General features: G+C 64.3%; 9 protein-coding genes. 7 read left to right on the top strand and 2 right to left on the bottom strand.

Annotation, left to right across the window (positions count from 1 at the left end; translation table 11 throughout):
• Positions 1–428: 428 nt before the first annotated feature.
• Both SK1NUM_RS04000 and SK1NUM_RS03995 read left to right on the top strand, forming a co-directional pair.
• Positions 429–2,294, top strand: coding sequence for a 2-oxoacid:acceptor oxidoreductase subunit alpha (locus tag SK1NUM_RS04000; RefSeq protein ID WP_212325652.1), 1,866 nt, complete (start codon positions 429–431; stop codon positions 2,292–2,294).
• A complete protein-coding gene (locus tag SK1NUM_RS03995) occupies positions 2,294–3,331 on the top strand; it encodes a 2-oxoacid:ferredoxin oxidoreductase subunit beta (RefSeq protein WP_212325650.1) in 1,038 nt (345 codons plus the stop codon). The genes SK1NUM_RS04000 and SK1NUM_RS03995 overlap by 1 nt, the downstream gene beginning before the upstream one ends.
• A gap of 73 nt (positions 3,332–3,404) precedes the next feature.
• Here SK1NUM_RS03995 and SK1NUM_RS03990 read toward each other — a convergent pair whose 3' ends face one another.
• Positions 3,405–4,736, bottom strand: a complete 1,332-nt coding sequence (locus tag SK1NUM_RS03990) for a hypothetical protein (protein ID WP_212325648.1) — start codon at positions 4,734–4,736, stop codon at positions 3,405–3,407.
• A gap of 233 nt (positions 4,737–4,969) precedes the next feature.
• Between SK1NUM_RS03990 and SK1NUM_RS03985 the strand changes: the two genes are divergently transcribed.
• From SK1NUM_RS03985 to SK1NUM_RS03965, 5 genes are all read left to right on the top strand, one after another.
• A complete protein-coding gene (locus SK1NUM_RS03985; RefSeq protein WP_212325646.1) occupies positions 4,970–5,815 on the top strand; it encodes a DUF4132 domain-containing protein in 846 nt (281 codons plus the stop codon).
• Positions 5,816–5,818: 3 nt separating this feature from the next.
• Complete coding sequence (locus SK1NUM_RS03980; protein WP_212325644.1) at positions 5,819–10,420, top strand: hypothetical protein; 4,602 nt, start codon at positions 5,819–5,821, stop codon at positions 10,418–10,420.
• 15 nt (positions 10,421–10,435) lie between these two features.
• Complete coding sequence (locus tag SK1NUM_RS03975; RefSeq protein WP_212325642.1) at positions 10,436–10,771, top strand: hypothetical protein; 336 nt, start codon at positions 10,436–10,438, stop codon at positions 10,769–10,771.
• Entirely contained in the window at positions 10,708–11,625 is a 918-nt protein-coding gene (locus SK1NUM_RS03970) for a DUF5682 family protein (RefSeq protein ID WP_212325640.1), read from the top strand. Before SK1NUM_RS03975 ends, SK1NUM_RS03970 begins: the two co-directional genes overlap by 64 nt.
• Positions 11,626–11,689: 64 nt before the next feature.
• On the top strand, positions 11,690–12,109 hold the full coding sequence (locus SK1NUM_RS03965; RefSeq protein ID WP_212325638.1) for a hypothetical protein: 420 nt from the start codon (positions 11,690–11,692) through the stop codon (positions 12,107–12,109).
• A gap of 1,534 nt (positions 12,110–13,643) precedes the next feature.
• Here SK1NUM_RS03965 and SK1NUM_RS03960 read toward each other — a convergent pair.
• The gene (locus SK1NUM_RS03960) at positions 13,644–13,838 is read right to left on the bottom strand and encodes a hypothetical protein (RefSeq protein WP_212325636.1); all 195 of its coding nucleotides are present in this window, start codon (positions 13,836–13,838) and stop codon (positions 13,644–13,646) included.
• Positions 13,839–14,125 lie beyond the last annotated feature (287 nt).

Genomic DNA, 14,125 nt, shown 5'->3' with positions numbered 1-14,125 from the left:
CCGCGGAAGGGCGGCGGGCACGTGCGTCAGCGTCCAGGAGCGGGCGCCGGCAGAAAACCTCGCCAGATGATCAATGTCAATGTGAATTTTCCTGGTTTCCTTAACCGCGGAGTATGAAACCTCGTGTATCCGGCCGTTCCTTGGGCAGACACCGGAGACGCCAACGGACTGATCTGAGCGCTGCCCGGCACGAGTCCCCACCGCCGGCACGGGAGCTCCGGGCACCGTGAGCGCATCCGCAGAAGCTGGAGCGGGCGGGCGCTCCCCGGCGGGCAGCCGCCATTCGGAGGCGCAGCGCGGCAGCAGCACGCCGGGGACGTGCACTGGCGAGTCGCAGAATTGGCCCATGAGGGGCATCCTACGGCCCAGACCCGTCACCGGCATTGCCGCTATACACTTGCCCGGAGCTTTGAGAAAGAGGATTATTGGTGGCTGAAACACGATCGTTGGACCGGGTGGTGATCCGCTTCGCCGGGGATTCCGGCGATGGAATGCAGTTGACGGGGGATCGTTTCACCGCTGAATCTGCCTCACTCGGAAACGACATCGCCACCCTCCCCAACTACCCCGCGGAGATCCGTGCTCCCCAGGGCACCATCCCAGGAGTCTCGTCCTTCCAGGTGCATTTCGCCGACTACGACATCGTCACCCCCGGCGACCGGCCCGACGTGCTCGTCGCCATGAACCCCGCCGCCCTGAAGGCCAACCTCGGCGACCTGCCCCAAGGAGGCGTGATCATCGTCGACGAGGGCGACTTCACGAAGCGGAACCTGGCGAAGGTGGGCTGGGCCTCCAATCCGCTGACAGACGGCTCCCTGGACGCCTGGAAGGTCCACTCCCTGGACTTGACGGGGATGGCAACAGCCGCCGCGAAGCCCTTCGGGCTGGGCCGCAAGGACGCTGGCCGGACGAAGAACATGTTCGCCCTGGGCCTGCTGTGCTGGCTGTACTCGCGCGACACCTCCGGCACCATCGACTTCCTGAAGACCAAGTTCGCCTCGAAACCGGAGATCCGCGACGCGAACCTGGCCGCCTTCAAGGCCGGGCATGCCTACGGCGAGACCACCGAGATCTTCGAGCACCGGTACCACGTGGCGTCGGCCCCCATGAAGCCAGGCCGCTACCGCCAGATCACCGGCAACCTCGCCACCGCCTACGGACTGATGGCCGGCGCCGACCGCTCCGGGCTACAGCTGTTCCTGGGCTCCTACCCGATCACCCCCGCCTCCGACATCCTCCACGAGCTGAGCCGCCGCAAGGACGTCGGTGTGGCCACGGTGCAGGCTGAGGACGAGATCGCGGGCATCTGCGCCGCACTGGGCGCGTCCTATGCGGGGGCGCTCGGGGTCACCACCACCTCAGGGCCGGGTATGGCGCTGAAGATGGAGGCTGTCGGCCTGGGGGTGATGACGGAGCTGCCGCTGGTGGTCGTGGATGTGCAGCGCGCCGGCCCGTCGACGGGGCTGCCGACGAAGACCGAGCAGGCTGACCTGTTCCAGGCGGTGCTGGGTCGCAACGGCGAGTCGCCGGTGGCTGTGCTGGCCGCCCAGTCCCCCGCTGACTGCTTCACCACCGCTGTCGAGGCCTGCCGCATCGCGGTGAAATACCGCACCCCGGTGATCATGCTCACCGACGGCTATCTCGGGAACGGAGCCGAGCCTTGGCGTATCCCGGACCTCGGCGACATCCCGCCCATCGTGCCCGGCTACGCCACCGAGCCGAACGCGACCAGATCGAACGGGGATCCCGTCTTCCACCCCTATCTGCGCGACGAGAACATGGCTCGCGCCATCGCGGTCCCCGGCACACCGGGCCTGGAGCATCGCATCGGCGGCATCGAGAAGAACTCCGTGACGGGGGCCATCTCCTACGATCCGGACAACCACGACCTGATGGTCCGGACCCGGCAGGCGAAGATCGACGGCATCGTCCGTGACATCCCCGACGTCGAGGTCCATGACCCGTCCGGGCAGGCCAGGCTCCTGGTGCTCGGCTGGGGTTCGACCTACGGTCCGATAACGGCCGCCGCCCGCCGCGTTAGGCTGGGAGGCAGGGAGGTCGCGACGGCGCATCTGCGGCACCTCAACCCCATGCCCGCGAATCTGGGTGAGGTGTTGAGGAGCTATGACAAGGTGATCGTGCCCGAGATGAACCTCGGTCAGCTGGCTTTCCTGCTGCGTGCCCGCTATCTGGTGGATGTCCAGAGCTACTCCCGGGTGCGTGGCCTACCCATCTCGGTGGGTGAGCTTGAGAGCGACCTGATAGCCGAACTCGACGCGCTGGAGGTGAAGTGATGCACGGGCTGGCAGGGGTTCCCCTGGCCCAGGCGCCGCAGACCCGCAAGGACTACACCAGTGATCAGGAGGTCCGCTGGTGCCCCGGCTGTGGCGACTACGTGATCCTCTCGACCTTCCAGGCCATGATGGCCGATCTCGGTATCGCCCGCGAGAACACGGTGGTGATCTCCGGGATCGGCTGCTCGTCGCGGTTCCCCTACTACGTGGACTGCTACGGCATGCACTCCATCCACGGCCGCGCCACGGCCATCGCGACGGGGGTTGCGGCGGCCCGCGAGGACTTGAACGTGTGGGTGATCACGGGAGACGGTGACGCGCTGTCGATCGGCGGCAACCATCTGATCCACGCGCTGCGCCGCAATGTGAATCTCAACATCCTGTTGTTCAACAACCGGATCTACGGATTGACCAAGGGTCAGTACTCCCCCACCTCGGAGCAGGGCAAGCTCACGAAGTCGACGCCCTACGGTTCTCTGGACGTGCCCTTCAACCCGGTGGCGCTGGCACTCGGCGCGGAGGCGTCTTTCGTGGCCCGCGCCGTTGACTCCGACCGGGCGCAGCTGACCGAGGTCATGCATGCCGCAGCCCAGCATCGCGGCGCAGCGCTGATCGAGATCTACCAGAACTGCCCGATCTTCAATGACGAGGCCTTTGATGCGTTGAAGGGACCGGAGTCCGCGAACTCGCTGATTCGGCTCCGGGATGGCGAGCCCGTCGTCTTCGGTACCGAGGAGCAGTTCTGCGTGGTCCGGGAGGCGGACGGACAGCTCACGGTGGCCGAGACCGCGTCAGCTGAGCCGGGGCAGATCGTCATCCATGATGCCGGGCGCCAGGATCCCTCGCAGGCCTTCGCGCTGGCGCAGCTCACTGATCACGGCGTGATGCACCGGGCTCCGGTCGGCATCTTCCGCCAGGTGGAGCGGCCAGCTTACGACGACTTGCTGCGCGAGCAGGTGGCCGAGGCTCGGGCGGAGAACCCCCACGAGGCGCTGCAAGATGCGATGGCTGGGAAGACTTTCTGGGAGATCGGCTGAGAAAACCCCACGCATGGGTAAGGCCCGGCGAGCCATGAGGATCGCCGGGCCTTATGCCACCTATCCACTGTGACTAGCTGTTTTCCCACGTCACCTTGGGATCGGCGTCAGCGACATTGATCGAGGCCTTCGGCCACCTCGTCCCCTTGCTGCCAAATCCGAGAACGTTGCATTCACCAGTCCGCCCGCCCTTAGTGCAGGTGGCGCTGATCTTGAAGTTCCCAAACTCGTTGGACGAGAGAATGGTCGGCACTGAGCTGCCCACCTTGGGGGTGACGTTCTCCATGGTCGCGCTTGCCTCAGAATCCTGGGTTCGCTTGATCGTTCCGTCAGTAAGCGTGGTGCCATCGCTCAAAGACTCACTCAGAGCCATGTTGCACCCAGGATCGAGATTGGCGGATGCGAGACACGCCTTGGCCTCAGGCAGGACTTTCTCCCGGAACAGGTCGATACCTGCCTGGCTCGGGGTGAACTCTACCGACACATAGTTGGACTCCAGCGAGTTCTTCACAAGAGCTTGGGTCTCTCCCTTGAGCTCAAGGTATTTGTTGCCACTGGCGACCTGGTAGCTTCCAGGAAACACGGTGACCTCATCCGATTTCACCGCTGTCCCATTCACTGTGAGGTCTGCCTTGCTACCCTGGCTGATCCTCAGTTTGGGCAACTGCGTCTCAATCTTCTTGCTCGCAGCATCGACCTTGAAATCCTCAGTGGCGGTGGAGTCCCCAATGGTGTAGGAGACGGGAACCCTGAAGGTGGGATCGCTTCCTGTGGGTTCGTTGACCTGGATGTTCGTGATCGGTGCGCGACTGAGTGAATCCTTGAGGACGTCGGCCGTCAGCAGGGCACCATCCAATGCTGAAGAGGAGCCCAGGAGCGCCTTGGCGTCGTCGGCGCGGCCTTCGGACAGAGCTGTCAGGTAGTTCTGGACGACAGTCTTGGCGGCCTCCTTGGGATCTGCGGGCAGCTGGGCGGAACTGTCCCCGCCGGCGCCGCTCTCAGCAGTCTTGTTGCCGAAAACGCCTGAGAAGACGAGAACCAGGGCGGCGACCAGCACCACAGCGACAGCTCCGAGACCGATCCACAGCCCCGTCTTCGGCTTCTTCTGCGGTGCGGGTTGGCCGTAGCCCTGCTGGGAGTAGCCAGCCGCGTACATCTGCTGCTGGCCCTGCGCTCCCTGGGGACCCTGGGCACCGGGCCGGGGCGGCATGCCCTGATACCCCGCCTGAGGCTGCTGGCCCTGAGCCGGCGATGCGAACTGAGGACCTCCCTGCTGAGGGCCGGCAGGCGACGAGTAATGGCCCGGCGGGTTCTGGGGTGGCTGCGGCGGCTGGCCGGAGCCGCCCACCGACTGGCCAGGTCCAAACTGCTGGTTAGGATTGTTGGGGTCATGGGGCATTGACATCTGAATCCTTCCTAGCCCAGGTCATGAAACTCACGGGTTTCGCTCAAGCCCTTCGTAAGGACATCGCTGAGTCAAACCCACTGCCACCAATGATGACCTACAGCGAGTTCATTCCGCTACACCTGTTGATCACTAGGGTTTATGCCCACCCGCCGTTGCCTCTGCGCGAGGGCTGGGCATCGGCCGCGCCGAAGCCAGGGTTCTTGTCAGGGGCACCCGGTAACTTTTGGCGTATGCAGTGGATCCCGACCGGCACCGGACACGAGCTGGCAATCAGCGACGGCAAGATCGTCGCGCGCAGCGACGGTGGCAAGAAGCTGTTCAGAGTCCCCGCTGCGGCGAAGAAAACCCCTGTGTGGGAGGATCTGGACGCCAGTTTATCCTTCCTCCACGCACACGATGCCGAGGTGGGCGCTGAGATTGAGCGCTGGCTGCTACGTTCCCTGCCGGTGCCCCGGGCGATGCTGACACAGGTGTGGGCCGATGAGGCCTGGCGTTCCTGGCTGACCGACCTGGTGGTAGCGGCTGAGCACGGCGAGATCGCAGGTTTCCTGCGCGCGGCTAATTCCGACGGCCTGGGCATCGTCGACCTGGACGGTGAATCCGTGTCCATCTCCGCTGAGCAGGTGCTAATACCCCACCCGGCTCTGCTGACTGATCTCGATGAGCTGCGCGCATTCGCCGTCGAGTTGGGTATCAGACAACGTTTCGACCAGCTGTTCCGTGAGGTGCATCGTCTGCCTAGCGCCCTGGATCCCGAGACGAAGGAGATCGCTAGCTACGCAAGGGGCGAGTTCGATCAGCTACGGTTCGCCGAGAGCCGGGCGATTTCCACAGGCGCAAAGGTATCGGGGGGTTACGCCATCTGCCTGTGCTTCGAGGACGGCAGACCAGTCACGGCCCGGTACTGGATCGGCGAGGGCACCCCCGATTCCGCGACGGTCACGGGCAACCTGCACTGGCTACGCAACGATGAGATCGTGCCGGTGGCAACGGTGGGTCCGTTGGCGTATTCGGAGGGGGTTCGTATGGCGGCACACATCTATGCGGGCCGCAAGGTGACCACCGACAAGGAGTAGAAGATGATCCCAGACTCCCAGGTCGTCGGACTTGACGGCATTGCGATAGCTCCCACCGAGGGCTGCGTCGCCCTCCAGGCACGTCACTACAGCCATCCTGCCCTGAAAGGTCGCACTGTGGTACGGCTGGTGCGTGAGAACCTGTCCTCAGCTGAGGACATCAGCCTTGGGGTTCTGGGTTTCGTTCCTACAAGCAGCCAGCCGGTGGGCTATGTGCGTAACCGTGCCATCGGTTTCCCCGCTTGGGTAATCATCAACGACCCTGCTAATGCCCGGCATGCCCTCAACCTGGTGCCTGATCTGAGAAGAGCAGCCAGGATGGCGCGGAGTAAACCGGGGAACACGAAGGTTCTCCTCGACTCCCTGGCAAAGACGCTCAGTGACTCAGCCCCGCATCTCCTCCCCACATTCCTAGAAGAGGGCGCTCGTGTCTTCCTGGCTGTCGGCGACCGGAAGAACGCAGCACAGCTCTTCTCCAAGGCCCGGGAGGCCGAACGAGTCCACAACGTGCCCATTGACGAGGAGCGTCACCGTCAGGTCCTTCTCGAATTCTCATTCGCCGGAGCCATCAACGTGAGGGAACTCAGCCATGAGTCAAAAGCCCTCCTCGAGCGCCACAGCCCCGGAGACGCCCTGGAGCTTTTCCTCAAACTCAACACCGATCGCATCAAAGGCGGCCTGCCACCCTACGCGAACCTGGCCGCCGACCTGCGCCGGCTCATCAAGGCAACGCACGCCACACAGCTGGAAGTGGAATCCCGGTTGCTGACGGACCTCCTCCGGTCCCCCGCTCTGACCCGGGCACCGGAATCCTTCTGGAAAGGCTATGCCAGGACCCTGAAGCAGCTGGTCCGAACCGATCCCGCGGTACGAGACGTATTGCTGGGGCTACTGCCTGAGACGGTGACCTCCGATACTTGGGTGAGCTTCCTGAAGGACGTCGGCATCACCCAGGATCTGCGGACCGGCAAGGTAGATGCTGCTAGCTGGGTGGAATGCTGCGCCCAGAGATTCAGGAGCTCCTACTGGTGGACAAGGGACTACGACTATCCACGCAAGCTCAGCCAGCTCATCCGCTGCCTGCCGGGGCTACGGGGAAGAACCATCACGCTGGATTCGCCATCGGGGCTGGAGCCAGAGCTCCTCGACGCGCTCCTGGAGGCGGGAGCCAAGGTCATCTTCAAATATGCCAAAGACCAAGACAAGCTGGAGTTCAGGTCATGGGCACACCAGGCAGACTGCCCCGACCTGACGTTCCTGGCAGACAGTGAACATGCCCAGCTGGCCGCCAAAGGCTTAGGTTCCGTCGTGAACGACGGCCAGCTGCCGCTCCTGGTCTCCCATGCAGGCACCCGTAAGCTGCTCGGCCTGTGGCTGGAGCCTCGCCTGCCGGAGAATCCCACTCCTGTCCAGGTGGCCGCAGAACTCCAGCGCCTAGCTGCGCTCCTCACGTCTGAGGGGGCCCGGCACTATCCCCGGCAACTGGAGACCCTCGTCGCATCACTGGATGCGGCCAAGCTGCTGGCGATAGCCCTGCGTGACGGCCTGATCACCGAGTACACCTGGCCGGTCCTAGAGGAGGCAGCCAGGGAATTCGGCCCGGACCATGAGCTGGAGGTTCACGAGTCGTGGCCCGCTATGGGCGTCTCAGGAGACGGCCGGGTTATCTGGGTGGAGGGTGACCAGCGTGTCGCTGATGTCACATTCACCATTCCGGGAGGCATATATCCGGAACGATGGGAGTACATGCTGGTCGATGGCGACACAGCCTGCCTGTGCCGCCGCCTTGACGGCTTCTTGAGGGAGGAGCTCCCCTGGTCCAGCGACCCCACGACACGGCACCATGCCTCGATGATGCGACGGCCCAGCCATCGGTTCCGGCTCAGCTGTCCAGTGCCCCACGGCCGGCTGATCGCAGATCACCTGGCACGCGCCGGCGATCAGACGTCCCCCTTCCAGCACATGGGCAGGATACTCAGTGATGGCAGCAGCTACTGGGCTGTCACCGATCAGGGCATCTTTGAGATAGACCCGGCCTCTGGAGCCAAGGGCAGGACATCGATGCCCACCGCACTAGCGGAAATGATCACACCGCATAGACGCAATGGCTGGACACTCCACGACAAATCCCTGGCGTGGTTCCCCGTCGGAACTAGCAACGCCCAGTCGCCACTGTCCACCATGGACGGTATCCACGGCTGGGTGGTGCTGGAGCTAGATGACCGCACGCTTCATCTCGGTATCAACGGCTACTCCTTTGAGGCACCGGAACATCTACGGATCCCCTACAGCGGCCGCTGTGCCCGGCCCGGTGGGGGTCACTGGCTCATCGGCTCCGAAGGCGAGCTGTACCGGGATTCCAGCCAAGAGCAGCTACTGACACTCAACGATCCGGCCGGCCGCGTGCACCTGCTGCACCGCGTCCCCACCCAGGGCTGGAACCAGTTCCGGGTGCGTGATGAGGCCGCCAGTGCGCGGCTGCGGACCGTGACGGCCGGGCAGGTGAAAGAGCTGCTGGAGGTTCTTCCTGGGGATGACGGCTCTAACCACGCAGCTTCTGCCCAGGCAGCGGTGGAGAAACTCATAGGGACCAGCGACGCAGAGCTGGCCAATTCCGTGATCTGGGTCGCGTCCTATATCAAACGACTTGTTGCCGGTTGCCTGGCAGCAGCCGCCTCCACCAGGCCGGATGACGAACCAGATGACGAAGGACAACATTTCAGCTCATGGCGTCCTTCTGACTCCGTCATGCGCTGGTTCGCGGGCGACGTGCGTGACACCACAGACCGGCCGGTCGTGCATGCCCTAGCCAGGCGGCTCTCAGGCGAGCAGACGCTGGTGGAGGACGTCATCATGACCCTGATCCTCCCCCTGACCCGTCCTGAGGTTCTGCTGGCCTGCGCCGCCGCCCCACTGCGCGGCCACGACGAGATCGGGGGCGCAGCGGCCACCGTGGCCTCGGTACTGGACGCGGGCCTCTACACCCCCACCGGCTGCGTCTTCAGCTTCAGGGTCTCCTGGAACAACAACGCTCTCCGCCGTCACTGGAGAAGCGAATTCTCCAGTGACGGCCATGCACAGGGACCGGAGGAGCTGATCGACACCCCAACGGGTCCGGGAATCGCCATCGGCGACTGCCTGGCACCAGACGGGGATACTCAGCGGATGCTGGTTTTCTCCCCCGGCGGTGGAGTGCCGGAGAGTGTCATGGGCGAGGTCACCACCATCGAGCAGCGTTCCGCAGGGCTCTCCCCCGATGGTCTCGTGGCGGCCTTCGAGAAACTGCTCGCCGATGGCCCACCGCCCTGGAACCAAGACCGGGCCAACCGGCTGGCCGAGGAACTCGGCTGGCCTCCCGCAGCCGCAGCCATCCTGCTGGCGGGTCTGCCGAACGTTCACGACAGCAGGAAGAACTTCCTGCCACCACCCGTGCGGAAACTACTCGGCTTGAAAACAACCGAGGCCGCGGAGGCCCGGGATTTCCTGATGACCCTGGGCATCCCAACCCTGGTTGGGCTGTTGTCAGCCGGCGCAACCGACCCCATGCGTGTGGCCACGGAGGGCCTGGACATCGACGCCATGGCGGCCTTCTGGGAGTCCAGGCCTGAAGAGGAGACCCAGGCGAAACTGTCTGGCGGCCTGCTGGCCGCAGCTGACAAAGAGTTCCGCTGGCGTGGCGCCTATCAGCTCCGGAAACTGATGGACCAGTACCCGGATAGCGACTCCCTGGCCTCCTGGCTGTGGGCCACCACCAAGGTGAGACGCGACGACCCGCAGGCGAGCTGGCTGGCGGACCGTTACGACGCCATCAGGGAAAGCTTCAGCCGGGGCACCATGGACCACAGCATCATCGACTTCTCTGGTCAGGTGCGGTCCCTGCTGGGGCTGCCCCACCGCACGGACGGCACCCCACAGGGGGAGACCTCGACAGTGGGTGCGTGGACCATCGTGGCCAAAAAGAACTGGGACGAGCTGTCCTGGGACCCCGGCAAGGTCACGGATTGGGAGGCCGAGGGCAAACTGGTCTCCAGCTTTCCTGAAGAGCTGGAGGCATACGATCCGCTTCTGCGGCGAGTCGCGGTGCTGAGCGGGGAATTCGACGCCCTTCAAGAGGATGTGCGCAGCGGCTACGCGGGCTGGCCCCAGAACCCAGCTGTCAGCGCCCCGGAAATCCTGGCCCAGGTGGCTGGGAAGCTAGACCTGCCCGGGGATTCGGCCCGGTACTGGCTACAGCTGCTGGCCGTCCACAACCCCACCGACAAGAACATTGATGCCTGGAACGGCTGGGAAAAGACCGACCGGACCCGGTTCGCAGCTCCGCTGCTGGAGCGCGGCCTCATCGTCGAGGCTATGAGGAGCCGCGCAGGACGCAGTTACTTCCTGCCCGGCGGCTGGCAGGAGGCTGCCAGCCCACATCTGCCGATGGAAGTCTGGAAGGCTCCCTTCTACGACCTGCTCGACGGGGCACGGGTCCGCCCCCGCCTGGACATCGTCGTTCCCTACGTGCCCTACCGGCAGCTCTTCACCGACGCGTGGCAGCGGTACCACGATGGCGATGTCCCCGGCTACCAGGAGCTACGCACCGAGCGCTACCGGAGGCGCTGACCAGGAAGGATGCAGATGGCCAAGAAACCCCGGCACGTGAACCAGCAGGTGCCACCCCCGGAGGTGCGCTACGCCAGTGAGCTGGCAAAACTCGCCGCAGAACCAGGCCCGCGCCCACCGGGGTGGCGGCTGACGCTGTCGGCGGTAGTGGCGTTCGTGTGCGGCGACGAGCGGCTGGAGATCAGCAGGAAGTTCGTGGGCGATGTCTCGCTGGTGGAGCGGTGCGTCATCACGCTCGCCGAGGCCGTCGCCATCTCCGGGGCCTTTCCGGTGAGGCTAGCAAGGCTGTGCAGGGCGCCCTGGACCTGGCCACTCTCCGTGGGCTGGCTGCACCGGCACGTCGCGAGCTGATCGAGGCGATTACGACCGTATTGGCCCAGGGCGAGTTGCTGGGACGAGGCCGGGCGGCGGCTGGCGCACTAGAGCAGGTGCTGATCGGCCAACGCTCCGGCAAGACAGCACCCGGTACGCTCGTATCGGACTTGCGTGAGAACATCCTGACCGAGGTGGAGGCTCTGAAACTGCCACTCGGGCAGGAGAGACAGCTGTCTGTCGAACCGCTGCGCAATACCCTTGACCTGCAGCGCCATGTGTTGCTAATGCGCCTGCTCATAGGTGGCATCACCTACGCCACCCCCATTGGGCAGAGCCTATGGCGCGGAGCTGAGCCAGTAGGGGTGAGCTGGCGGTTCTGCTGGAGCGCTGCCACGGACGCCAGCATCGAGCTGGCTGCGTCACGCAGCCTAACCGCCAGGCAGATTGCGGAGACCGTACTGCTGACCAGGCAGGCCGGGAACCCGGGCGAGGCTGCGGCCCTGCTGAAGGAAGCCGCGGCCTGCGGGACGCAGACAGCCGCGGAGCGAGCTTTCCAGGTTGCTGCCCCGCTGGCTAGCCGGGTTGGCCTCGGCGGAGCCGTCGATTTGCCGGTGACACTGTCGGATGTGGCTTCGGCCCGGATTCCCGGGGCATCACTGCTTCCACCGACCCAGCGGGTCCGCGCCGCCGGGCTGTGCAACGAGTTCACGGCCGCCGCGGTACGGGAGCTGCATGGAATCCTGGGCTCCGATGATCCGGCAGACGCCAGGACCCTGGCCACCTTCGCAGCCCAGGGCAGCAGCCACGCACTGGGTCAGGGGCATGCCCTGCGACAGCTGGCCCGCAATGGCTCTCCCCTGATGCAGGGGGCAGCCCCCGGCCTGTTATGAGGCGGGCGACGGCTGGGGCGGGATCAGCGATTCCCTCTTCGCGCTGTCGCGGCACCGGCTGCTGGTGGCGCATGCGACGGCACGCCCTGACGGCCGGCTGGGCGGTGGAGAAAAGGTCCGCGCCGCGATGCAGGCCCTCTGGAGCGGCTGGGAGAGCGCGCCTGAGGGATTCGAGATGATCACCGGAAAGATCAAGGGCGGTGACCGGCATGGGCTGGTCGTCTCAGGCCGGCGGTTGGACCTGTTGCCCGCAGCCAGGACACTCGGAGCGGGGCTGGCGACGCAACTGTTCGGCGCCGCTACCAGCACCACCGTCACGTGCCTTGCTGGACAAGGCCAGCTGCTGGGCCTGATAAGCGCAGGAGGCCTGATCCAGATTCCAGGCTCCCTGGGAGGGATTTGGTGGCCTGGACTGGACCAGGTGACGCGGGCATGGGCCAGGAACCTGCCCGCGCCAGCTGTTCCCCCACCGTCACGGACGTAGCGGACTGGGGGCATAAAGCACCTCAGGTCACCGAGGTCACGAGACGTTGGTGTGAAAGAGTCCTGGATGCCGGCCCAGCGGTCCTATCCTCACCATTGCTACCCAAGGACGTGGCATGGCTCAAAACCGCAAGTGCACCATTCGCCGCCGAACTACTAAATAGCCTGATGAATGCCAGTAGCCAGGGCCAGCGTCGTTTCGACGGCATCTGGCAGCAGGATCCAGACGTCTTGGCCTGGGCATGGCTCCGGTTGAGCCAGTACTGATGAGATGCGGAGGGGCCAGGCTCATCCAGCCAAAACCCCTCCGCAAGGACGCACCCCCCGCGTCACATACGCCGGGAACCCGATGCGGCCACACCTCTCAGCGCCGGCACCGCCGAAGGCGCCAGCACTGATGAGGCATGGCCGGGATCGGCTCCTGACTGGCCGGGATCGGCCTGCGCAGCCATTCGCCCCACACCCGGACGGCGGCTGATCCCCATGCAGGAACCAGTGCCCCCATCACGACAACCGGCACGACGAGCAGAACCACCACCCCCATGGCGGCCATGCTCGCTCTGAAAGCCGATGTGTCTTCCCATACCGGGTTGTTCCCCCTGAACTCGTGGTGCACGAAATAGCAGCGGGCTGAAGCTATCAAGAAATTCTGTCGTCCGAAAAGATGACCTTTCGTTACCCCTTGGTGGCCATTCCAGGAGGGGAGGGGACGGGCTCCTCCGGGTAGAGCCGGCCTGCTCCCCGATGGGACGGCGCGGTGCGGCGCTGGCCATCGCAGTGAGCGCAGACCATTCATCCCTCATGCCTATAGAACTACTCAATCCCACCTGACGCCGTCACGGAATAAGGAGAATCAGCCTGGCGGCAGCCATCTTCGACAGGGCTTCCCTCGGAAGGCTAGAAAGCCTTGACCAGGAATTACACGCGACGCTGTCATCTCCCCCATTCTACGGAAAGCAAGGCGAAACTGACCTCTTCGCATAGGACTCGGAAGAATCCACCCCCAGTCCCCGGTCAGGCCGGTCAGCACAGATATCAAATCAGCAGCTGTCGGTACCAGGTAGAGAGATTTCCTGACCTGCGCCTCGGAACCTGCATAAAAGCCGGTCATCTCATGAAACACCAGCAACTCTCAGCCGTCCTATGGAACGTCCATCGTCGCTCAATAATCACCCAAGAGACGGTGATCCAGCCCTTGATAAATAAAGCTTTCCTGACCAAATCTTCCGCGAGCACCCTTTTCAAGACACCGGCCACCGGATGCTCTAGCGGAATCCGCGAGGCAGTTGCTAGATCCAAGACTTCAAGGAAACCTGCGGAAAGCCCTTTGACAAACCCGATGAGTCTTGAGGCGACCTTCATCAGCCTGGCATCTTTCCCCAGGCCCGGAGAGTCCTCATCCCGGACTGGCTCAGAGGCAGGCCCTTACATGAAGAGGGCCTCTTCTCACGTGGCTCTCAGGACATCTGATTAACGTCCTGCGATTCGATGCCTACATGGCGTGTTCAGCAGCAATAAAGATGATGCTGGCCTGGTCATTTCCGGCCGTGACGCCTCGGCGCCGGATATCCGGCATACCGCCCGGCAATCACCGCCGCCACCGCCACAAGGCAGAAAAGCCCTGCCACCATGCCGGGATTCTCCTGCTCATCAGCCTCCGCCCTTGCCGGAGTGAGGTTGGGCCGCTCCTGCCGGCCGGCCACAGGGGTCAGGGAAAACGTCGCAGACATGCTATATGCGGAATTTCCCGGCCAGCCAGCTTCCTGACCGCTCACCCGCCGCCCTGAGCAGGTCCCAGCGGAAGGTCTGGCATGGTCAATGGCCTGGTGATTCTCCCTCAGGGCCGCTACGACCTCCGCCCTCCAGTTTCCTGCATCAGCGGACACGCCAGCAGCCCGATGCCATGACGACGGAAGACGGCATGCGTCAGATTCCAATGCGTTCTCTTTCCCCGGCACGAGATATGCCCTGGCATCGCTCGGGGCGGGCATCTTTCCCTTAGTGACTCCCACAAGAT

Source organism: Arachnia rubra, from assembly GCF_019973735.1.
Taxonomy (GTDB): Bacteria; Actinomycetota; Actinomycetes; order Propionibacteriales; family Propionibacteriaceae; genus Arachnia; species Arachnia rubra.
This window is presented reverse-complemented; position numbering and strand designations above follow the sequence as displayed.

What these genes read in the sequence shown, in the direction of transcription:
- SK1NUM_RS03985 (WP_212325646.1), top strand. Translation starts at nt 4,970, where the DNA reads ATGCAGTGGATCCCGACCGGCACCGGACACGAGCTGGCAATCAGCGAC.
- SK1NUM_RS03960 (WP_212325636.1), bottom strand. Translation starts at nt 13,838, where the DNA reads ATGTCTGCGACGTTTTCCCTGACCCCTGTGGCCGGCCGGCAGGAGCGG.
- SK1NUM_RS03995 (WP_212325650.1), top strand. Translation starts at nt 2,294, where the DNA reads ATGCACGGGCTGGCAGGGGTTCCCCTGGCCCAGGCGCCGCAGACCCGC.
- SK1NUM_RS03975 (WP_212325642.1), top strand. Translation starts at nt 10,436, where the DNA reads ATGGCCAAGAAACCCCGGCACGTGAACCAGCAGGTGCCACCCCCGGAG.
- SK1NUM_RS03980 (WP_212325644.1), top strand. Translation starts at nt 5,819, where the DNA reads ATGATCCCAGACTCCCAGGTCGTCGGACTTGACGGCATTGCGATAGCT.
- SK1NUM_RS03990 (WP_212325648.1), bottom strand. Translation starts at nt 4,736, where the DNA reads ATGTCAATGCCCCATGACCCCAACAATCCTAACCAGCAGTTTGGACCT.